Raw genomic sequence first — 21968 nt, 5'->3', positions numbered from 1 at the left:
ACAATGGTTGCGGTAAGAAGTGCACATCTCAATAAAGCTGGGGAGTTTGACCCACAAAAATGGATCGCAAGTCTGGGAATTTCCAGCCAGCAGTCGTGTGAACGCTTAACCGAAACCTGGGCCTATTGTCTGCGCACCACGCAGGGGCATCCCGACGCCGATCTTCTCCTGTGGCGCGGCGTGGAGATGGTTGAAATCCTGTCCATGCTGAACATGGACATCGAAACGTTGCAGGCCGCGCTGCTCTTCCCCCTCGCGGATGCGGACGTGGTCAGCGAAGACGTGCTGCGCGACAGCGTCGGGAAATCCGTCGTCGCGCTGATCCACGGCGTACGCGATATGGCGGCTATCCGCCAGCTTAAAGCCGCGCACACCGATTCCGTCTCCTCAGAGCAGGTCGATAACGTTCGCCGGATGCTGCTGGCCATGGTGGATGATTTCCGCTGCGTGGTCATCAAGCTGGCCGAGCGTATTGCCCACCTGCGAGAGGTGAAGGATGCGCCAGAAGACGAGCGCGTGCTGGCCGCCAAAGAGTGTACAAACATCTATGCGCCGCTGGCGAACCGCTTAGGGATTGGTCAGCTGAAATGGGAGCTGGAAGATTACTGCTTCCGCTATTTACACCCGGCGGAATATAAACGGATTGCCAAACTCCTGCACGAGCGCCGTATCGATCGCGAGCACTATATCGAGGAGTTTGTCGGTGGCCTGCGTCAGGCGATGAAAGAAGAGAACGTGCGCGCCGAAGTCTACGGTCGACCAAAACACATCTACAGCATCTGGCGCAAAATGCAGAAGAAACACCTCGCCTTTGACGAGCTGTTTGACGTGCGCGCCGTGCGTATCGTGGCGGAGCGTTTGCAGGACTGCTACGCCGCGCTGGGGATAGTGCACACGCACTTCCGTCATCTGCCCGATGAGTTCGATGACTATGTCGCCAACCCCAAACCGAACGGCTATCAGTCTATCCATACCGTGGTGCTTGGCCCGGGCGGTAAAACGGTCGAGATTCAGATCCGCACCAAACAGATGCATGAAGATGCCGAACTGGGCGTTGCCGCGCACTGGAAATACAAAGAAGGCACGTCCGGCGGGGCGCGTTCAGGCCACGAAGACCGCATTGCCTGGCTGCGTAAGCTGATTGCGTGGCAGGAAGAGATGGCCGATTCCGGCGAGATGCTCGACGAAGTGCGCAGCCAGGTCTTTGACGATCGGGTGTATGTCTTTACGCCGAAAGGGGACGTTGTTGACCTGCCGGCCGGCTCTACGCCGCTCGATTTTGCCTACCACATCCATAGCGATGTGGGGCACCGCTGCATCGGGGCGAAAATTGGCGGGCGTATCGTACCGTTCACCTATCAGCTGCAGATGGGTGACCAGATTGAAATCATTACCCAGAAGCAGCCGAACCCGAGCCGGGACTGGCTTAACCCGAACCTGGGGTATGTCACCACCAGCCGCGGACGCTCGAAAATTCACGCCTGGTTCCGTAAACAGGATCGTGACAAGAATATCCTTGCCGGTCGTCAGATCCTCGACGACGAGCTGGAGCATATCGGAATCAGCCTGAAAGAGGCGGAGAAATTCCTGCTGCCGCGCTACAACTTCAACGAGCTTGATGAGCTGTTAGCGGCCATTGGCGGCGGTGATATTCGTCTGAATCAGATGGTGAACTTCCTGCAGGCGCAGTTCAATAAGCCAAGCGCGGAAGAGCAGGACGCGGCGGCGCTGAAGCAGTTGCAGCAGAAAACCTACGCGCCGCAGCAGCGCAGCAAGGACAACGGCCGTGTGGTGGTCGAAGGTGTCGGTAACCTGATGCACCACATTGCTCGCTGCTGCCAGCCAATCCCAGGGGATGATATCGTCGGCTTTATCACCCAGGGGCGCGGAATTTCGATTCACCGTTCCGACTGCGACCAGCTTGCCGAGCTTCAGTCCCATGCGCCGGAGCGCATCGTGGAAGCGGTCTGGGGGGAAAGCTATTCTGCTGGCTATTCGCTGGTGGTGCGCGTTACCGCCAACGACCGCAGCGGCCTGCTGCGCGACATTACGACCATTCTCGCCAACGAGAAGGTCAACGTGCTGGGCGTCGCCAGCCGCAGCGATACCCGCGAGCAGCTTGCCACCATCGATATGACCATCGAAATCTACAACCTGCAGGTGCTGGGCCGCGTGCTTGGCAAGCTGAACCAGGTGCCGGATGTGATTGACGCGCGTCGTCTGCACGGCGGCTAAACATCCTCTTCCGTAGGCCGGGTAAGGCAACGCCGCCCCCCGGCATTTTTTCATCAGGACAGAACTATGACTCAAATCGACCGCCTGCTCGGCATCATGAAGCGCCTGCGCGACCCGGAAAACGGCTGCCCGTGGGACAAAGAGCAGACTTTCGCCACCATCGCCCCGTACACCCTTGAAGAGACCTACGAGGTGCTGGACGCCATTTCCCGTGAAGATTTTGACGACCTGCGCGGCGAGCTGGGCGATCTGCTGTTCCAGGTGGTCTTCTACGCGCAGATGGCGCAGGAAGAAGGGCGCTTTAACTTTGACGATATTTGCGCTGCCATCAGCGACAAGCTTGAGCGCCGTCATCCCCATATTTTTGGTGACGCCACCGCAGAAAACAGCACCGAAGTGCTGGCCCGCTGGGAGCAGATCAAAAGTGCAGAGCGGGCAGAAAAATCCCAGCACTCCGCGCTGGATGATATCCCGCTGAGCCTGCCCGCGCTGATGCGCGCGCACAAAATCCAGAAACGCTGCTCCGCGGTGGGGTTTGACTGGACCTCCCTCGGCCCGGTGTTGGATAAAGTGCACGAAGAGATAGATGAGGTCATGCACGAAGCGCAGCAGGCGGTGGTGGATGAAGCAAAGCTTGAGGAAGAGATGGGCGATCTGCTGTTTGCGACCGTCAACCTTTCTCGCCACCTGGGTGTAAAAGCGGAAACGGCACTGCAAAAAGCCAACCTGAAATTCGAACGCCGCTTTCGCGAAGTAGAGCGGATTGTCGCCTCACGAGGCCTGGAAATGACCGGTATTGACCTCGACGCGATGGAAGAAGTCTGGCAGGAAGTAAAGCGCCAGGAATCTGATCTCTAACGAAATTTTGCGATCAAGCGCAATTTGTGTGATTTTTTAAATGACAAGCGCTTGATTTGCGTCAAAAACATTTACCCAAAAGGGGCTATTTTCTCACTCCTTAAGTTTGTCATGGCCTGGAATGGAGACGGAGAATGAAAGTTTGTGGCGCTCGCCGTGTTCGGGTATACTACTTTCCCGTCCTGGTTATTCCATCGTTTCACCCTAACTTCTCAGGTTCAGCATGACAACGAACTATATTTTTGTGACCGGCGGGGTCGTATCCTCTCTGGGTAAAGGCATTGCCGCAGCCTCCCTCGCAGCCATTCTTGAAGCCCGTGGCCTCAATGTGACCATGATGAAACTGGATCCGTACATCAACGTCGATCCGGGCACCATGAGCCCAATCCAACACGGGGAAGTGTTCGTTACTGAAGACGGCGCTGAAACCGATCTGGATCTTGGCCACTACGAGCGTTTCATCCGCACCAAAATGACCCGTCGTAACAACTTCACGACCGGCCGCATTTACTCCGACGTTCTGCGTAAAGAGCGCCGTGGTGATTATCTGGGTGCAACCGTTCAGGTTATCCCGCACATCACTAACGCCATCAAAGAACGCATTGTTGCGGGTGGCGAAGGCCACGACGTGGTGCTGGTTGAAATCGGCGGTACCGTGGGTGATATCGAATCCCTGCCATTCCTGGAAGCGATTCGTCAGCTGGCGGTAGACATTGGCCGTGAACACGCGCTGTTCATGCACCTGACGCTGGTGCCGTACATGGCCGCTGCAGGTGAAGTGAAAACCAAACCGACTCAGCACTCTGTTAAAGAGCTGCTCTCCATTGGTATTCAGCCAGACATCCTGGTTTGCCGTTCCGATCGTGCGGTGCCGGCGAACGAACGTGCGAAAATTGCATTGTTCTGTAACGTGCCTGAAAAAGCCGTTATTTCAATGAAAGATGTCGATTCCATTTATAAAATCCCGGGCCTGTTGAAATCTCAGGGCCTGGACGATTATATTTGTAAACGATTCAGCTTGAACTGTCCGGAAGCCAACCTGTCTGAATGGGAACAGGTTATTTACGAAGAAGCCAACCCGGCAGGCGAAGTGACTATCGGTATGGTCGGCAAGTACATCGAGCTGCCGGATGCCTATAAGTCCGTGATCGAAGCGCTGAAACACGGTGGTCTGAAGAACCGTGTCTCCGTGAACATCAAGCTGATTGATTCGCAGGATGTTGAAACGCGTGGCGTTGAAATCCTGAAAGATCTGGATGCTATTCTTATCCCTGGCGGTTTCGGCTACCGTGGTGTAGAAGGCAAGATCGCCACCGCGCGCTATGCGCGTGAAAACAATATTCCATACCTCGGCATCTGTCTGGGTATGCAGGTTGCGCTGATCGAATTTGCGCGCAACGTAGCGGGAATGGAAAACGCGAACTCTACGGAATTTGTGCCAGACTGTAAGTACCCTGTTGTGGCGCTTATCACCGAATGGCGTGACGAAGAAGGTAACGTCGAAGTCCGTACCGAGAAGAGCGATCTGGGTGGCACCATGCGTCTTGGCGCACAGGCCTGCCAGCTGACTGACGATAGCGTGGTTCGCAAGCTGTATGGCGAGCCGGTCATCACCGAGCGCCATCGTCACCGCTATGAAGTCAACAACATGTTATTGAAACCTATTGAAGCCGCGGGCCTGCGTGTTGCGGGACGCTCCGGGGATGATCAGTTAGTCGAGATCATTGAAGTGCCAAACCATCCGTGGTTTGTCGCCTGCCAGTTCCACCCGGAATTTACTTCAACGCCACGTGACGGGCATCCGCTGTTTGCAGGCTTTGTGAAGGCCGCCAGCGACTACCAGAAGCGTCAGGCGAAGTAAAAAAAGTTAGAACGGCAACGCGTACCTTTGGTACGCGTTGTTTGTCTGGAGTTTTAGTTTAACTTGTACTGAGGAAAATCTAATGTCCAAAATCGTTAAAGTCATCGGTCGTGAAATCATCGACTCCCGTGGTAACCCGACCGTTGAAGCCGAAGTTCACCTGGAAGGTGGTTTCGTTGGTATGGCTGCTGCTCCATCAGGTGCTTCTACCGGTTCCCGCGAAGCGCTGGAACTGCGCGATGGCGACAAATCTCGCTTCCTGGGTAAAGGCGTACTGAAAGCGGTTGGCGCTGTAAACGGTCCTATTGCTCAGGCAATCATTGGCAAAGACGCCAAAGACCAGGCTGGCATCGACAAGATCATGATCGATCTGGACGGTACTGAAAACAAATCTAACTTCGGTGCGAACGCAATCCTGGCTGTTTCTCTGGCAAACGCCAAAGCGGCTGCGGCTGCGAAAGGTATGCCACTGTTCGAGCACATCGCTGAACTGAACGGCACCCCAGGCAAATACTCCATGCCTGTACCAATGATGAACATCATCAACGGTGGTGAGCACGCAGACAACAACGTTGATATTCAGGAATTCATGATTCAGCCAGTTGGCGCGAAATCCCTGAAAGAAGCGGTACGTATGGGTTCTGAAGTGTTCCACAACCTGGCTAAAGTTCTGAAAGCTAAAGGCATGAACACGGCTGTTGGTGACGAAGGTGGCTATGCGCCAAACCTGGGTTCTAACGCAGAAGCACTGGCTGTTATCGCAGAAGCAGTAAAAGCTGCAGGCTACGAGCTGGGCAAAGACATCACCCTGGCGATGGACTGTGCAGCATCTGAATTCTACAAAGACGGTAAATACGTTCTGGCTGGCGAAGGCAACAAAGCGTTCACCTCCGAAGAGTTCACTCACTTCCTGGAAGACCTGACCAAACAGTACCCAATCGTGTCTATCGAAGACGGTCTGGACGAGTCTGACTGGGCTGGCTTCGCATACCAGACTAAAGTACTGGGCGACAAAATCCAGCTGGTGGGTGACGACCTGTTCGTAACCAACACCAAGATCCTGAAAGAAGGCATCGAGAAAGGCATCGTTAACTCCATCCTGATCAAATTCAACCAGATCGGTTCTCTGACCGAAACGCTGGCTGCGATCAAAATGGCGAAAGACGCTGGCTACACCGCGGTTATCTCTCACCGTTCTGGCGAAACTGAAGACGCTACCATTGCCGACCTGGCTGTGGGTACCGCTGCAGGCCAGATCAAAACTGGTTCTATGAGCCGTTCTGACCGTGTTGCTAAATACAACCAGCTGATTCGTATCGAAGAAGCGCTGGGCGAAAAAGCACCATACAACGGTCGTAAAGAGATCAAAGGTCAGGCATAATTGCCTACGCCTTAAAATGAAAATGCCAGTCGAATGACTGGCATTTTTTTTTGGCTATTTAAAATCGACCGCCATTTGCTCCGGGATCGTCAGCCCCTGGGTGGTTTGCACGCAGCGGGCGATATAATCCGTAAACCGGGGTGGCTTCGGCATCCCCATGCTCAGCAGCTTATCGTTGCTGAAGCGCACGTTAAGCGTGGCAAACGCACCGTATAACCGCATGGCTTTTAGCATCAGACGTTCGTTGCACGGGCCAAAAATCGTTTTCAACTCGCGGCGCATTCTGACCAGCGTTTCGTAGCTAACCTGCGCATATTTATCCCCGACGGGGGCTTTCTCCAGCGCCTGCGCCATCGCCTGATCGATATCCGCAAAGCGAACGCTATTCTCTTCACCGGCAGAAATGTGTACCACTTCCCCCGGACGCGCGTTGCTGTTCAGCAGCATTAACAGCGCGTCGGCGCAATAATCCACCGGAACAACGTCGATCCTGTCTTCCATGGAGCACATAAACTTCTGCAGCATCAGGCCCATGCTAAAGACCCAGAAAATGCTGCTCGACGGCGTGCAGCCGTGGCGGGTATGGCCGACAACGATGGACGGACGGGCGATGAGCAGCGGCAGGTTCGGACACTTCTGGCGCATCAGCTGTTCGATGGTTGACTTCGAATAAGTGTATTCCACCAGGTGTTCAGCATTCTCTCTGAATTCGGCGCTTTCGGCGACCAGGGAATCCTGCTCCGGCGTGCATGACATTGCCGTACCCACGTGGAGGAAACGCTGCAGTCCTGAGACTTGCTCCATACGGCGCGCCAGCGCCAGCGTCCCTTCAACGTTGACCTTCCAGATGAGCGGGTTGTTACCAAATGAGGCGACAGCCGCACAGTTCACGACATGCGTGACCCGATCCAGACGGGGATCGTTCAGGAAGTCTTCAGGCTGGCTGAGGTCGCCAATCAGGATATTATCCACATTCAGAGAGGCCAGTTTGTCCTCAGGAACGTTGAACTTGCGCATGTTCTCCAGCACGCGCTCCAGCCCGCTCTGCGGATCGCTGGCACGCGCGAGCAAAAGCAGTTTTACGGGTTGATCGCTGGTGAGTATTTTTTCCAGTACTGCACCGCCCAGAAATCCGGTCACGCCTGTAATCAATAACATCTTCATTAATACCGTCTCATTATGATTGATGAGGCGGATTGTAGGCGGGCAAAAGTAAACGGCATTTAAATAATAAAACGCCGAAATCAATGGCGTCTTAAGCTTATTTTAAGGAAAGAAAATCAGGTGGAGATATTGGACATTACAGGTTGGGTAAAAATTCAATTTATTAAAATTAATATTTTAATCTGTTGATTTTAGTGTTTTTTATGACTTGGCCACCAGGTGGTTAGCTTAATTCAAAATGTAATAAATATAATACTTTGTTACACCAAACATTTACCGGATAAATGATTTAACCCCCCCTTAACGTAAATCAGACGACACAAGACGCAGGCTGTTTTATTTAGCCTGCGAATGATTTTCAGAGCAAAAGGGGAAGCGTGGCGCTGGCTGTTTGCTGGCTAACGTCGCCGTAATGACCATCCAGCGCAATCAGGGACGTAGTCAGCAGCTCGACCAGCAGCATGACCCCAACCTTAGCATTGAGCGCGCCCGCGCTAAGCGGCCCCTCTGGCTTGGCGGCCACCAGCTGCATGTCGCTCAGGGACGCCAGCGGGCTGCGGGGCGTATTGCTGAGAGCCAGTACCTTAACGCCACGTTTGCGGGCAAGCTTCACCACGTGGAGTAAATCCCGCGTTGAACCCGAGCTGGAGATAGCCACCACCAGGGTCTCTTTTGAAAGCGTTGTCGCATTCATGGCCGCGCGGTGCATATCGCTAAACAGCTGTGCGGGTTTCCCCAGACGCAACAGCTTGTAATGGAGATACTCCCCGAGGATCGCGCTGGCCGCAACGCCATAAATCTGCACCGACTGCGCCTGATGCAGCGCCAGCGCGGCTTTTTCAAGCAGCGCGCGGTCAAGAAGCCTGGCGGTATCCTGCAATGCCTGCACCGACTCATCCACCACGTTATCAATCTCATCCCCCGCCTGACGCGCGGGCTGACCCTGCTGAATATCCAGCGCAAGCGCCATTTTAAATTCGTTATAGCCCTTGCAGCCCAGCGTCCGGCAAAGACGCGTGACGCTGGCCTCGCTGGTGTGGCTCTCGCGCGCCAGCTCGGTGATCGTCAGGTAGAGCACCCGGGCTGGATCGCTGAGGACAAACTCACCGAGTTTTTGTTGTGTTGGGCTGTACCCGGAAGCCTCCTGGCGTAGCTTCAGCAGCAGGTTTTCATGGTCTGACATGCTCGATCCTTAATGCGTTTCTCTGCGACTAGTGTGGCGGAAAGCGGGGGAAAGATGCCAGTCATTTTGAAAAAGTATGATCGTCGTCCTGGTTTTTGATGATAATTTTCACTATTAAATATTTATATGGTAAAAATTTTCATCGCTTAATAAGGGGATGAAAAAATGATGCAAATATTCAGTGGGGCTTCTTCAGGAGGATGGTTTGAAAAAGCGCAGCGCTTTGGCAAATCCTTTATGTTGCCGATTGCCGTGTTGCCTGCGGCGGGTCTGCTGCTGGGGATAGGCGGCGCGCTATCGAATCCCAACACGCTGGCAGCCTATCCGTTTTTAGACGTGAGCTGGCTGCAGGCCATTTTCACCATCATGAGCAGCGCAGGCTCCATCGTGTTTGCGAACCTCTCGGTGTTGTTTGCCGTTGGGGTGGCCGTCGGGCTGGCAAAAAGCGATAAGGGCACGGCGGGTCTGGCGGCGTTACTCGCGTTTCTGGTGATGAATGCCACCATCAACGCGCTGCTGATCCTCACCGGCAAACTGGCGCATGAGAACCCGGGGGCCGTGGGGCAGGGCATGACGCTGGGTATTCAGACGCTGGAAACCGGCGTGTTTGGCGGCGTGGTGATTGGGCTGGTGACCTGCGCGCTCCATCATCGGTTTAATAAAATTGCGCTTCCGCAGTTCCTGGGCTTTTTTGGCGGCTCGCGCTTTGTTCCTATTATCAGTTCGCTGGCGGCGATACTCGTCGGTGCGCTCATGACCGTGGTCTGGCCGCATTTCCAGAAGCTGATTTTTGGTCTGGGCGGGCTGGTGGATGCGACCGGCTATCTGGGCACCCTGCTGTACGGCTTTATTCTCCGCATGCTGGGCCCGTTCGGTCTGCACCACATCTTCTATCTGCCTTTCTGGACCACCGCGCTTGGCGGGAGTGAAATCGTCAACGGACACCTCGTGGAAGGCACGCAGCGGATCTTCTTCGCTCAACTGGCTGACCCGAACACGCAACATTTCTATGAGGGCACGTCACGCTTCATGTCCGGGCGTTTTATCACGATGATGTTTGGCCTGCTCGGGGCGTGCCTGGCGATGTACCACACGGCAAAACCCGAGAACAAAAAACGCGTTGCCGGACTGCTGCTTTCTGCGGCGTTAACCTCGTTCCTGACGGGGATCACCGAGCCTATCGAATTCTCGTTCCTGTTTATTGCGCCGGTACTCTACGTCATCCATGCGCTGTTTGACGGGCTGGCATTCATGCTCGCGCACATGCTGCATATCACCATCGGGCAAACCTTCTCCGGCGGTTTCATCGACTTCGTGCTGTTCGGCATTTTGCAGGGAGAGGCCAAAACCAACTGGATGTTCGTTCCGCTGGTCGGCGTACCGTGGTTCTTCCTTTACTACTTTACCTTCCGCTATCTGATTAACCGCTTTGATTTCGCGACGCCGGGTCGGGAAAAGGAGGCGATGGCTGACGAAGTCAGTCTGCCGCAAAACGAACGCGCTGCTGCGGTGATCGCCGGATTAGGCGGAAAAGACAATCTGGACGAGGTGGACTGCTGCGCCACGCGTCTTCGCGTCACGGTTAAAGACGGCAGCAAAGTGAATGACGCGGCGCTGAAAGCCACCGGGGCGCGCGGCGTTATCGTGCGCGGCAACGGCGTTCAGGTCATCTATGGCCCGCACGTCACGATTATCAAAAACGAAGTGGAAGAGATCTTATCGTAATGAAAACTGTACTGGATACCCTGAAGGGAAAACTGGTCGTCTCCTGTCAGGCGCTGGAAAATGAACCGCTGCACAGCCCGTTTATTATGTCGAGAATGGCGCTGGCGGCGGCACAGGGCGGGGCCGCGGCTATTCGCGCCAACAGCGTGGCGGATATTGAGGCCATAAAGCAGCAGGTGTCTTTGCCGGTCATCGGCATCATCAAACGGGATTATCCTGAAAGTGAGGTGTTTATCACCGCGACAATGAAAGAGGTGGATGAGCTCATGAGCGTCTCGCCGGACATCATTGCGCTTGATGCGACGGCGCGGGAACGTCCCGGCGGAGAATCCCTGGAAACGCTGGTCTCGCGCATCCGCTCACGCTATCCCGCGGTGCTGCTGATGGCGGATATCTCCTCCGTGGAGGAAGCCGTGACGGCGCAGGCGCTGGGCTTCGACTGCGTCGGCACCACGCTTTACGGCTACACGGCGGAAACCGCGGGCCATGTATTGCCTGACAACGACTGCGCGTTCCTGAAAGCGGTGCTGGCGGCCGTGACGGTGCCCGTGGTTGCCGAAGGCAACGTGGATACGCCTGAACGTGCGGCCAGGTGTCTGGCGCTGGGCGCGCATACGGTGGTGGTCGGCGGCGCGATCACCCGTCCACAGCAAATCACGGAACGGTTTATGGCGGCGATTGGCGCGTAAAGCACCGATGGAGCATGACCATCCGGCGGGGATCTGCGATACTTATCGTTTATCCCCTTTACTGAGATGACTATGCAGTACCCGATTAACGAGATGTTCCAGACCCTGCAAGGCGAGGGTTACTTTACCGGCGTTCCCGCTATTTTCATTCGTTTACAGGGATGCCCGGTTGGCTGTGCCTGGTGTGACACCAAACATACGTGGGATAAGCTCGCAGATCGGGAAGTGTCGCTGTTTAGCATTCTGGCGAAAACCAAAGAGAGCGATAAGTGGGGCGCGGGCAGTGCCGAAGATCTGCTGGCCATTATTGGCCGTCAGGGCTGGACGGCCCGTCACGTCGTGATCACCGGCGGTGAACCCTGCATCCACGATCTGACCCCGCTGACCGAGCTGCTCGAAAAGAACGGCTACAGCTGCCAGATCGAAACCAGCGGCACCCATGAAGTGCGTTGCTCGCACACCACCTGGGTGACGGTATCGCCAAAAGTGAATATGCGCGGCGGGTACGACGTGCTGTCTCAGGCGCTGGAGCGCGCGGATGAGATTAAGCACCCGGTAGGGCGCGTGCGTGATATCGAAGCGCTGGATGAACTGCTGGCCACCCTGACGGATGAAAAGCAGCGGGTGATTGCCCTGCAGCCTATCAGCCAGAAAGACGATGCAACGCGCCTGTGCATTGAAACCTGTATTGCGCGCAACTGGCGCCTGTCGATGCAGACGCACAAATATCTGAATATTGCCTGACCCTTTCGTGGCCCCGCCTATCGTGGGGCCCGACCTGAAGGGAGTAACGCCCAGGTCACTCCCACCGAAGCGAGACACATCGCGCTGTTAAAAAGAAGCGCATACTGTGCGGCGCTGGCCATGCCCAGCGGCAGCAGCAGCGCATAGAGCGACGCGGTAACCGCGATCCCCATCGCTCCCCCCAGCGAACTGCCCATTTTGTACACTCCAGAGGCCACCCCGACTTTGTTTTCTGGCGCGTTCATAACCGCCGTATCCGTTGACGGCGTAGCGTAACATCCCAGCCCCAGCCCAAATAAAATGTTACTGAGAAAGACGGTGATGATGTAGATCTCCTTGCTTAAAAACGTGCAGGAGATAAGCGTGATGCCCGTTGCGGTCAGCAGCGGCCCGGTCATCATCGGCAGGCGCGCGCCGTAGCGCTGAAGCAGCTTTTCCCCCACCCGGATCATCGCCAGCACGGTAATCAGATACCCCAACGTCATCATGCCGGTTTGCAGTGGTGACAGACGGTGGCCTTGTTGCAGCCAGATGCTGGCAATCATCATGGTACCAATGCAGCCGTTGAGCAAAAAGTTAGAGAATACCGAGGCGCTGTAGGCTCGGTTTTTAAACAGGGCAAAATCAATCAGCGCCGCATCACCCTTGCGTCGCCCGGTGAGCACGAAACAGGCCGCTGCCAGCGCGGCGCTACCCAGAACCAGCAATGACAGGCCGCTGCTCCAGCCCCAACCGTGTCCTTTGCTGATAAACAGATTCAGCAGCACCAGCATAAGGACAAAACTCACCAGGCCGCTAGTATCCAGCTTATGGCGACGTGCGCCGTCGCTTCGGCTTTCCGGGGTACCGCGAATCAGCAGGAGTGCCACCGCCGCCACCAGCATGGAAAAAATAAAGATCCAGCGCCAGCCGAGCGTGGTGGCGATGGCACCGCCGACAAATGAGCTCAGGCCGCTGCCGCCCCATGAGCCGATGACCCAAAAGCTGATTGCCCGCTGGCGAGCGTTGCCTTGATACCAGGTTTTAATCAGCGCCAGCGTGGCGGGCATGATGCAGGCCGCTGACAGACCTTGTATCGCTCTCCCCAGCAAAAACAGAACGGGCTCCCACGATACGAAGAGTAAGGCACTGCCGATGATGCTCAGCATCAGGCCAATGTACGTCATGCGCACGCGGCCAAACTTATCGGCAAATCCCCCGCAGGCAACGACAAAACAGCCGCTGAATAGCGCACTGAGGCTGACCGCCAGCGTAAGGGTTTCAAGAGAGATTGCGAGGCTGTTTTTCATTGCCGGCACAACGTTAATCACAGACTGCGCAAATAACCAGAATGTCAGGACGCTCATCACAATACCGGCCAGCAGCCGATCGTTACCTGCGTAGGACGTTGTGTCTGTCAGTGGAACGGTACTCATCGTGCAGCCCTCAGATTGGCGCGAATCAGCGCAGATAGTGTTCGGTTAACGCAGTCCAGAGCGCCGCCCCGGTCAGCAGGAGCTTGTCGTTAAAGTCGTAGCCTGGGTTATGCACCATACAGCGATCCGGCTCATCTCCGGCACCGAGAGTGAAGTAGCAGCCTTGAGGATTTTTTTCGAGCATGAACGCAAAATCCTCGCTTCCCATAAACGCATTGACCGATGCAACGGCATCCTGACCGAACAGGTCAGTCGCCACCGTGCGCACCATGTCATTGGCCTGCGGGCTATTGCGCAGCACCGGGCTGCCATTCACGTGACGAATCGTGGCCGTGGCGTTGAAGCTCTCAGCCTGCGCCACGGCAATGTCGTGGATCCGCTGCAGGACGGTTTGACGCACCGCTTCATCCAGCGTGCGCACGGTCAGCTTCATTAATACCTTATCGTTGATAATATTCGGGGCATGTCCCGCCTGGATGCTGCCCACGGTCACGACGACCGGCTGGAATGGAGTGATATTCCTCGACACAATCGACTGCAGGGCGAGGGTGATGTGACAGGCAACCAGCGTAGCATCAACGGTGTGTTCCGGAACGGCGCCGTGTCCCCCTACGCCGTTCACTTCAATATGAATGGTGTCAGAGGAGGCCATCATGGCGCCATCGCGCAGGCCAATTTTCCCAAGCGGCTGGGAGGGCATGTTATGCAGGCCAAAAATATGGTCGCAGGGGAATTGTTCAAACAGGCCGTCTTCAACCATGACGCGCCCGCCATACAGCAGTTCTTCGGCTGGCTGAAAAATCAGATGCAGCGTGCCGCTAAAGTTGCGGGTACGGGCCAGATACTCTGCGGCATAAAGCAGGGTAGTGGTGTGCCCATCGTGTCCGCAGCCGTGAAATTTACCTTCAACCGTGCTGCTCCACGCTTTGCCGCTATTTTCCTGCATCGGCAGTGCGTCCATGTCGGCGCGCAGGCCCAGACGTTTGCTGCCGTTGCCCACCTTCAGGGTGCCGACCACGCCGGTTTTGGCCATTCCCCGATGGACCTCATAGCCCCATTGCTTCAGGAGTGCCGCGACGCGGTCGCTGGTTTTATGCTCCTCGAAGCCGATTTCGGGATGCCGGTGAAACTCGCGTCGTAATTCAGTGAACTGAGCCTCGGAGCCTCGCAGCGCTTCAACAATTGGATGTGTCATTTTTGTTATCCTTTTCCTGCCAAATGGTGTTAGTTTCGAGTTTATGTCGATCGCATTGCCGGAAAACGCCCTTTTTTGTTGTGAATCGACGCCTTTTTTCTGATTGTTTTTCATACGATTCAGTTATGACAAAAAAGAGGATGTCATTATTTGTCCTGGCAGGAGCAGCAAATGAAGCAGCGTAAAAGTGAGTTTGCGGTAACCGTTGAGGACATCCGACGCTATGCGCAGGATGAAGGTGATTCGCTGACGATACTCTGGGTGCTGGAGGGTGAGGGGGAGTTGCACGCCGACGCGGGGCCAGAAACGATGCAGACAAACGATCTTGCGATAATAAACCGCCATCAGCGCTGGCGGTTCAGCAGCCGGAGCGCTAACGTCACCCTGCGTGTCACCCTCTCCGGGGGCTGGGTCATCCAGCTGTACGAAGACTTTTTTGCCCATGACTATGCGATTCCGGCGGAGCCCGGCGCGAGCTTGCCGCAGTGCGACGCGCTTCGGCACCTGCTGCGCCAGCTTCTGGTGGTGACGCTGGTGAACGATCCGCGCCGCTATCGGCTGGAGGCGAATCGCTGGCTGAGCGAGATCCTGTTGCTGCTAACCGGTCGCTTTCAGCAGCCCACCCGCCAGAAACCCCGGCACCAGCACGCGAACGTAAGCAAGCGCATCGCCCGTGTCCTGGAGCGGATCGACGCCAGCTACACCCGCCGCATTACGCTGGCCGAAATCGCAGAGAGTGAGTTCGTCTCAGAAGCGTGGCTCTCCCGTCTCTTTCGAAAAGAGACGGGAGTCAGTTTTATGCAGTACATCACCGCCCTGCGGCTGGAAAAAGCGGCTGACGCCCTGCGTCTCACCAGCCGTCCTCTGCATCAGATTGCGCTGGAGCACGGGTTTGCCAGCACGCGCATAATGACCGATCGCTTCCGGCGGTATCACAACATGTCTCCGGGCGAGTTTCGCAAGGCCGGGCGCCATCGCCCAGAGGCGTCCCGCCTGCGGGCGAGCGCGGACGAGCAGCGCTTTCCCGTTGCGGTGGATACGCTTTTCGGCCTGCTTAACGGCGCTGAGGCGCACGGCTGGGAACCCCCTCCGCTCGCCCACGCGCCGCGTCAGGAGCGGATCCTGAATCTGGCGCAGCTTCACCCGATCTCGGCTTCGCTGCGCCGCACGCGGCTTGTCGTGACCCTGCGTGAGCTCGACGATTTGCTGCGGGAGGATGTTCGCCAGCATCTGGAGGCGCTTCATGAAGCGATCCCCATTGAGGGTATTGATATCGCGGAACCTTTTCTCAGCAGCCGTCTGTTCGCCACGGGGTGGGACGATCCCGAGATGGCCGGCTACGCCTGCTGGTACAATCTGCAGCAGGTGTTCAGCTGGGTGGCCAAAAAGGGCTGGACAGTGCTGCTGCACACGGGCGTCACCACCCGATGCGATCTGCTGACGCGTTTTTTGCAGCTATCGGTTAACCGTTTTTCGCCCGACGTCACCGCAGGCTGGCACGCGGTGATGCACTGGTCTTCTCAGGCCAACGCGGAAACGCAGGAGCACGCCTGGCACACGCAGCGAGCGGTGCTCAAGTCGTACCTTCCGCAGGCGAAGTTTGGCGTATGGCATCGTTTCTTACCCGCGGGAACCGGGCCTGGCGGTGACGCGCTGTTCCAGTCAGCTATCCTGAACCAGGCTGATTTCCTCGCGTGTCCGGCCGATGCCAATGAGCTGCTCGATCTGGCGCAGCTGGATCCCGCGCATCTTTCCTCGTCTGAAAATTACCCTGTGCTAAAGGTCCGCCAGATCCTCGCCACCCTTCGCCAGCGGCAGCGGACGCTGCCGGTATGGTTACTCTCATGGAATACCCTTACCGGCAACACGCGGGCGACCAACGGCTGGTTTTTCCGCGGCGCGCTGCTGATGCAAAACCTGCTCGGGCTTTCAGAACAGGTCTGGCTGGCGGGATTCTGGCTGAATTCTGGTTTACAGGGAGAAGCGAGGGCGAACAACACCCTCGATACATCGAGCCTTGCGCTTCAATATAATCACGGCCTTCCACGGCCCATCTATTGGGTACTCTGGCTGTGGCAGCGTCTGCGGGGAGAGGTGCTCGTTAACGACAAGAGCGTGCTACTGCTGCGTCATGAAGGTGGCTACCAACTGCTGCTGCGCAACGTGGTGGTATTCAATCCGCTGTTGTCGAGTGAAGAGGCCTTTATTCAGCGTTTTCAGCACCACCACCACCTGCAGCTGCAGGGAGCGTGCGGGAGATGGCGCATCAAGCGCCATCTGTTCGATCGTCATAACGGCGCGCTTTACCCGCTGCTGGAAGGCGTTCGAAGCGAAAGCGGGCCTGACGAAGAGATGTGGAACTGGATTGCGCATAAAGCGCGTCCAACGCTTTCCGTACACGATGAACGGCTTTATGACGGCTGGCAAATCACGGAGTCGCTGGAAAGTAACGCGCTCGTTCTTTATGAACTCACGCCGTTAAACGCCTGCGAGGATGAGGACGATCACTCCCCGCGATAGATGCAGCCCGCGGTGCAGGTCTCTTTGATCATCACCGCGCTCAGCAGCGGTACCTGCGGTTTCATCTGATCCCAAATCCATTTTGCCAGCACTTCGCTGGTTGGGTTTTCGAGGCCCGGGATCTCATTCAGGTAGTAGTGATCCAGACGATCGTAGGTCGGCTTAAACGCCGCCTTCAGCTCGGCAAAATCCATGATCCAACCGGTATGCGGATCAACTTCACCGGTGATCTCAAGACGCACCATGAACGAATGCCCGTGCAGACGGCCACATTTATGCCCTTCAGGGACATGCGGAAGGTGGTGGGCGGCTTCGAAGGTGAAATCTTTAAACAGTGTGGTGGACATGATCGCTCTCAGTAATGCGGAAAAAACCGCCGCATAGTACCGGAAAGCACAATTTTTAGCATTAACTAAAACGGCTCTGAGCGGCAACCGCCTCGTATTCAGGGTGTTTATTGCTATTTGTTCTTTTATTTCATAAGGTTATTTAATCGGTTTTATCGCTAAGCATGACAACCAAAACAGGTTAGTCCATTTGGTTATTTATTATTTCCATCCCTTCTTTAATTGTTATTATCCTCGCCGTTAACCTTATCTTCAGTTTGGATTTATTCGCTTAAAGTCCGCTTGGCTACTGGAACATAACGACGCATGACAACACAGGCCCCACCTTCAAATTTGCTTCCCCTGAACCCGGAGCAACTGGCGCGCCTTCAGGCTGCCACCTCTGATTTTTCTCCCACTCAGCTTGCCTGGGTCTCCGGTTATTTCTGGGGAATGCTCAATCAACAGCCTGGCGCTGTGGCGGGTGCTCCGGCCACGGCCGTTGAAATTCCGGCCATTACCCTGATTTCCGCCTCGCAGACGGGCAATGCCCGCCGCGTGGCCGAAGCGCTGCGCGACGACCTGCTGGCCGCGAAACTGAATGTGAACCTAGTCAACGCCGGAGATTACAAATTTAAGCAAATCGCGTCGGAAAAACTGCTGGTGGTGGTTGCCTCTACGCAGGGTGAAGGTGAACCCGCTGAAGAAGCGGTGGCGCTGCATAAGTTCCTGTTCTCGAAAAAAGCGCCGAAGCTGGATGGCACGGCGTTTGCCGTCTTTGGCCTGGGCGATACCTCCTATGAATTCTTCTGCCAGTCCGGCAAAGACTTCGACAGCAAGCTGGCGGAGCTGGGCGCGGAGCGCCTGCTGGACCGCGTTGACGCGGATGTCGAATACCAGGCCGCCGCCGCCGAATGGCGCGCCCGCATCGTTGAGGTGCTAAAAGCGCGCGTGCCGAAAGAGACGTCGGCGCAGGCCGCGTTCACCGCGACGGGTGCTGTTAACGACATCCACACCAGCCCGTACACCAAAGAGGCGCCGCTGACGGCGAGCCTGTCGGTGAACCAGAAAATTACCGGCCGCGATTCAGAAAAAGATGTGCGCCATATCGAAATCGATCTGGGCGACTCGGGCCTGCGCTATCAGCCTGGCGATGCGCTGGGCGTCTGGTATCAGAACGATCCGGCGCTGGTGAAAGAGCTGGTTGAGCTGCTGTGGCTGAAAGGCGACGAGCCTGTCACCGTTGACGGTAAAACGCAGCCGCTTTCTGAAGCGTTGCAGTGGCATTTTGAGCTGACGGTGAACACCCCGAATATCGTCGAAAATTATGCCACCTTGACGCGCAGCGAATCCCTGCTGCCGCTGGTGGGCGACAAGGCGAAGCTGCAGCATTACGCCGCGACGACGCCGATTGTCGATATGGTGCGCTTCTCTCCGGCTCAGCTGGACGCCGATGCGCTGATCGGCCTGCTGCGTCCGCTCACTCCGCGCCTATACTCCATCGCCTCTTCCCAGGCCGAGGTAGAGAGTGAAGTGCATATTACCGTCGGCGTGGTGCGTTACGATATCGAAGGCCGCACCCGCACGGGTGGGGCATCAGGCTTCCTGGCGGATCGCGTGGACGAAGAGGGCGAAGTGCGCGTCTTTATCGAGCACAACGATAACTTCCGCCTGCCGGCAAACCCGGAAACGCCGGTCATTATGATTGGCCCGGGCACCGGCATTGCGCCGTTCCGTGCCTTCATGCAGCAGCGCGCGGCAGACGGCGCGCCGGGTAAAAACTGGCTGTTCTTTGGCAATCCGCACTTTACCGAAGATTTCCTCTACCAGGTCGAGTGGCAGCGCTATGTGAAAGAAGGCGTACTGACCCGCATCGATCTGGCCTGGTCTCGCGACCAGAAAGAAAAAGTATACGTACAAGACAAACTGCGCGAACAGGGCGCAGAGTTGTGGCGCTGGATCAATGACGGTGCCCACATTTATGTCTGCGGCGACGCCAATCGCATGGCGAAAGACGTTGAGCAGACTTTGCTGGAAGTGATTGCCGAATTCGGCGGTATGGATGCCGAAGCGGCGGACGAATTTTTAAGTGAGCTGCGCGTTGAGCGCCGTTATCAGCGAGATGTCTACTAATGAGCGAAAAACATCCAGGGCCACTGGTGGTCGAAGGTAAACTGACAGACGCCGAGCGCATGAAGCTGGAAAGCAACTATCTGCGTGGCACCATTGCTGAAGATCTGAATGACGGTCTCACCGGCGGTTTCAAAGGCGACAACTTCCTGCTGATCCGTTTCCACGGCATGTACCAGCAGGACGACCGCGACATCCGCGCCGAGCGTGCAGAGCAGAAGCTGGAGCCGCGTCACGCGATGCTGCTGCGCTGCCGTCTGCCGGGTGGGGTGATTACCACCAAACAGTGGCAGGCGATCGACAAGTTTGCCGGTGAAAACACGATCTACGGCAGCATCCGTCTGACTAACCGTCAGACCTTCCAGTTCCACGGCATTCTGAAGAAGAACGTCAAGCCGGTGCACCAGATGCTGCACTCCGTTGGGCTGGACGCGCTGGCGACCGCCAACGACATGAACCGTAACGTGCTCTGCACCTCGAATCCGTATGAGTCCGAGCTGCACGCCGAAGCGTACGAGTGGGCGAAGAAGATCTCCGAGCACCTCCTGCCGCGCACGCGCGCCTATGCAGAGATCTGGCTCGATCAAGAAAAAGTCGCGACCACCGACGAAGAGCCGATCCTCGGTCAGACCTACCTGCCGCGTAAGTTTAAAACTACGGTGGTGATCCCGCCGCAGAACGATATCGACCTGCACGCCAACGACATGAACTTCGTGGCGATTGCCGAAAACGGCAAGCTGGTGGGCTTTAACCTGCTGGTCGGCGGCGGCCTGTCCATCGAACACGGTAACAAGAAAACCTACGCCCGTACCGCCAGCGAGTTCGGCTTCCTGCCGCTGGAGCATACGCTGGCCGTGGCGGAAGCGGTGGTGACGACCCAGCGCGACTGGGGTAACCGTACCGACCGTAAAAACGCGAAAACCAAATACACCCTGGAGCGCGTGAGCGTGGAGACGTTCAAAGCGGAAGTGGAGCGTCGCGCGGGCATCAAGTTTGAGCCGATCCGCCCTTACGAATTCACCGGTCGCGGCGATCGCATTGGCTGGGTGAAGGGTATCGACAATAAATGGCACCTGACGCTGTTTATCGAAAACGGCCGTATTCTGGATTATCCGGGGCGTCCGCTGAAAACCGGTCTGCTGGAAATTGCGAAGATCCATAAGGGCGAGTTCCGCATTACTGCTAACCAGAACCTGATCATTGCCGGCGTGCCGGAAAGCCAGAAGGCGAAGATCGAGAAGCTGGCGCGCGAACATGGGTTGATGGATGCGGTGAAGCCGCAGCGCGAAAACTCAATGGCCTGCGTGTCGTTCCCGACCTGCCCGCTGGCGATGGCGGAAGCGGAACGTTTCCTGCCGTCGTTTACCGATAAAGTGGAAGCGATTCTGGAAAAACACGGCATTCCGGACGAGCATATTGTTATGCGCGTCACCGGGTGTCCGAACGGCTGCGGTCGCGCGATGCTGGCCGAGCTCGGACTGGTGGGGAAAGCGCCGGGTCGTTACAACCTGCACCTGGGCGGTAACCGAATCGGTACGCGCATCCCGCGTATGTTCCGCGAGAACATCACCGAGCCGGAAATTCTTGATTCCATCGACGAGCTTGTCGGGCGCTGGGCGAAAGAGCGCGAAGCGGGTGAAGGCTTCGGCGACTTTACGGTGCGTGCGGGCATCATTCGCCCGGTGCTCGATCCCGCCAGGGATTTCTGGGAGTAAACACGAGAGGTAATTATGTCCGTACTCGATCTAAACGCCCTTAATGACCTGCCAAAAGTCGAACGCATTCTGGCGCTGGCAGAAACCAATGCCCATCTTGAAAAGCTGGACGCCGAAGGGCGCGTGGCGTGGGCGCTGGAAAACCTGCCGGGAGAGTATGTGCTCTCGTCGAGCTTTGGTATTCAGGCGGCGGTCAGCCTGCATCTGGTGAATCAGATCCGTCCGGACATTCCGGTGATCCTCACCGACACCGGCTACCTGTTCCCGGAAACCTACCAGTTCATTGACGAGCTGACGGACAAGCTCGGACTGAACCTCAAAGTTTACCGCGCGACGGAGAGCGCGGCCTGGCAGGAGGCGCGCTACGGCAAGCTGTGGGAGCAGGGCGTTGAGGGCATTGAGAAATACAATGAGATTAACAAAGTTGAGCCGATGAACCGGGCGCTGAAAGAGCTTAATGCGCAGACGTGGTTTGCGGGTCTGCGCCGCGAGCAGTCCGGCAGCCGGGCAACCTTACCGGTGCTGGCGGTCCAGCGCGGGGTCTTTAAAGTGCTGCCGATTATCGACTGGGATAACCGGACGGTGTATCAGTACCTGCAAAAGCACGGGCTGAAATACCATCCGCTGTGGGACCAGGGCTATCTGTCGGTGGGCGATACCCACACCACGCGTAAGTGGGAACCGGGAATGGCGGAAGAAGAGACGCGATTCTTCGGGCTGAAGCGCGAGTGCGGGTTGCACGAAGGGTGATAACCTTTTTGCCCGGTGGCGCTGCGCTTACCGGGCCTACAAAGGCTCGTTCCAGATGTAGGCCCGGTAAGGCGTAG

General features: G+C 56.5%; 16 protein-coding genes. 11 read left to right on the top strand and 5 right to left on the bottom strand.

The window, feature by feature from the left end; genetic code table 11:
- Positions 1–3: 3 nt before the first annotated feature.
- The 4 genes from relA (at position 4) to eno (ending at position 6335) form a co-directional block, all read left to right on the top strand.
- The gene (gene relA, locus V1572_RS20700) at positions 4–2235 is read left to right on the top strand and encodes a GTP diphosphokinase (protein WP_008499628.1); all 2232 of its coding nucleotides are present in this window, start codon (positions 4–6) and stop codon (positions 2233–2235) included.
- A gap of 66 nt (positions 2236–2301) precedes the next feature.
- Entirely contained in the window at positions 2302–3093 is a 792-nt protein-coding gene (gene mazG / locus V1572_RS20695) for a nucleoside triphosphate pyrophosphohydrolase (RefSeq protein ID WP_032675437.1), read from the top strand.
- A gap of 223 nt (positions 3094–3316) precedes the next feature.
- A complete protein-coding gene (gene pyrG, locus V1572_RS20690) occupies positions 3317–4954 on the top strand; it encodes a glutamine hydrolyzing CTP synthase (protein WP_032648095.1) in 1638 nt (545 codons plus the stop codon).
- A gap of 82 nt (positions 4955–5036) precedes the next feature.
- Positions 5037–6335 (top strand): phosphopyruvate hydratase, encoded by a 1299-nt coding sequence (gene eno, locus V1572_RS20685; RefSeq protein WP_024909267.1) that lies wholly within the window; start codon positions 5037–5039, stop codon positions 6333–6335.
- 54 nt (positions 6336–6389) lie between these two features.
- On the opposite strand, the gene V1572_RS20680 is transcribed toward eno, so the two are convergent.
- Both V1572_RS20680 and V1572_RS20675 read right to left on the bottom strand, forming a co-directional pair.
- Entirely contained in the window at positions 6390–7499 is a 1110-nt protein-coding gene (locus tag V1572_RS20680; RefSeq protein ID WP_262797171.1) for an SDR family oxidoreductase, read from the bottom strand.
- A gap of 358 nt (positions 7500–7857) precedes the next feature.
- Positions 7858–8682 carry a MurR/RpiR family transcriptional regulator gene (locus tag V1572_RS20675; protein ID WP_032675434.1) on the bottom strand — a complete coding sequence of 275 codons (825 nt, stop codon included), beginning with the start codon at positions 8680–8682 and terminating at the stop codon, positions 7858–7860.
- A gap of 165 nt (positions 8683–8847) precedes the next feature.
- Here V1572_RS20675 and V1572_RS20670 point away from each other — a divergent pair, with 165 nt between their 5' ends.
- The 3 genes from V1572_RS20670 (at position 8848) to queE (ending at position 11840) form a co-directional block, all read left to right on the top strand.
- A complete protein-coding gene (locus V1572_RS20670) occupies positions 8848–10407 on the top strand; it encodes a PTS transporter subunit EIIC (RefSeq protein ID WP_063436634.1) in 1560 nt (519 codons plus the stop codon).
- A complete protein-coding gene (locus V1572_RS20665; protein ID WP_395299548.1) occupies positions 10407–11096 on the top strand; it encodes an N-acetylmannosamine-6-phosphate 2-epimerase in 690 nt (229 codons plus the stop codon). The genes V1572_RS20670 and V1572_RS20665 overlap by 1 nt, the downstream gene beginning before the upstream one ends.
- 72 nt (positions 11097–11168) lie before the next feature.
- Positions 11169–11840, top strand: coding sequence for a 7-carboxy-7-deazaguanine synthase QueE (queE, locus tag V1572_RS20660; protein ID WP_021241905.1), 672 nt, complete (start codon positions 11169–11171; stop codon positions 11838–11840).
- A gap of 17 nt (positions 11841–11857) precedes the next feature.
- On the opposite strand, the gene V1572_RS20655 is transcribed toward queE, so the two are convergent.
- Positions 11858–13255 (bottom strand): MFS transporter, encoded by a 1398-nt coding sequence (locus V1572_RS20655; RefSeq protein WP_196346622.1) that lies wholly within the window; start codon positions 13253–13255, stop codon positions 11858–11860.
- Between the two features lie 25 nt (positions 13256–13280).
- On the bottom strand, positions 13281–14450 hold the full coding sequence (locus V1572_RS20650) for a M20 aminoacylase family protein (RefSeq protein WP_196346623.1): 1170 nt from the start codon (positions 14448–14450) through the stop codon (positions 13281–13283).
- 171 nt (positions 14451–14621) lie between these two features.
- Here V1572_RS20650 and V1572_RS20645 point away from each other — a divergent pair, with 171 nt between their 5' ends.
- Positions 14622–16970: a helix-turn-helix transcriptional regulator gene (locus V1572_RS20645; RefSeq protein WP_196346624.1), complete on the top strand. Its 2349-nt coding sequence runs from the start codon at positions 14622–14624 to the stop codon at positions 16968–16970.
- On the opposite strand, the gene queD is transcribed toward V1572_RS20645, so the two are convergent.
- Positions 16955–17317 carry a 6-carboxytetrahydropterin synthase QueD gene (queD, locus tag V1572_RS20640; RefSeq protein ID WP_196346625.1) on the bottom strand — a complete coding sequence of 121 codons (363 nt, stop codon included), beginning with the start codon at positions 17315–17317 and terminating at the stop codon, positions 16955–16957. The genes V1572_RS20645 and queD overlap by 16 nt on opposite strands.
- Positions 17318–17623: 306 nt before the next feature.
- Between queD and cysJ the strand changes: the two genes are divergently transcribed.
- From cysJ to cysH, 3 genes are read left to right on the top strand one after another with little or no spacing between them, the layout of a single operon-like run.
- Positions 17624–19429, top strand: coding sequence for an NADPH-dependent assimilatory sulfite reductase flavoprotein subunit (gene cysJ / locus V1572_RS20635; RefSeq protein ID WP_196346626.1), 1806 nt, complete (start codon positions 17624–17626; stop codon positions 19427–19429).
- On the top strand, positions 19429–21141 hold the full coding sequence (gene cysI, locus V1572_RS20630; RefSeq protein ID WP_395299547.1) for an assimilatory sulfite reductase (NADPH) hemoprotein subunit: 1713 nt from the start codon (positions 19429–19431) through the stop codon (positions 21139–21141). The genes cysJ and cysI overlap by 1 nt, the downstream gene beginning before the upstream one ends.
- Positions 21142–21156: 15 nt before the next feature.
- Positions 21157–21891: a phosphoadenosine phosphosulfate reductase gene (gene cysH / locus V1572_RS20625; protein WP_045908483.1), complete on the top strand. Its 735-nt coding sequence runs from the start codon at positions 21157–21159 to the stop codon at positions 21889–21891.
- Positions 21892–21968 lie beyond the last annotated feature (77 nt).

Source organism: Enterobacter quasiroggenkampii, from assembly GCF_043972695.1.
Taxonomy (GTDB): Bacteria; Pseudomonadota; Gammaproteobacteria; order Enterobacterales; family Enterobacteriaceae; genus Enterobacter; species Enterobacter quasiroggenkampii.
This window is presented reverse-complemented; position numbering and strand designations above follow the sequence as displayed.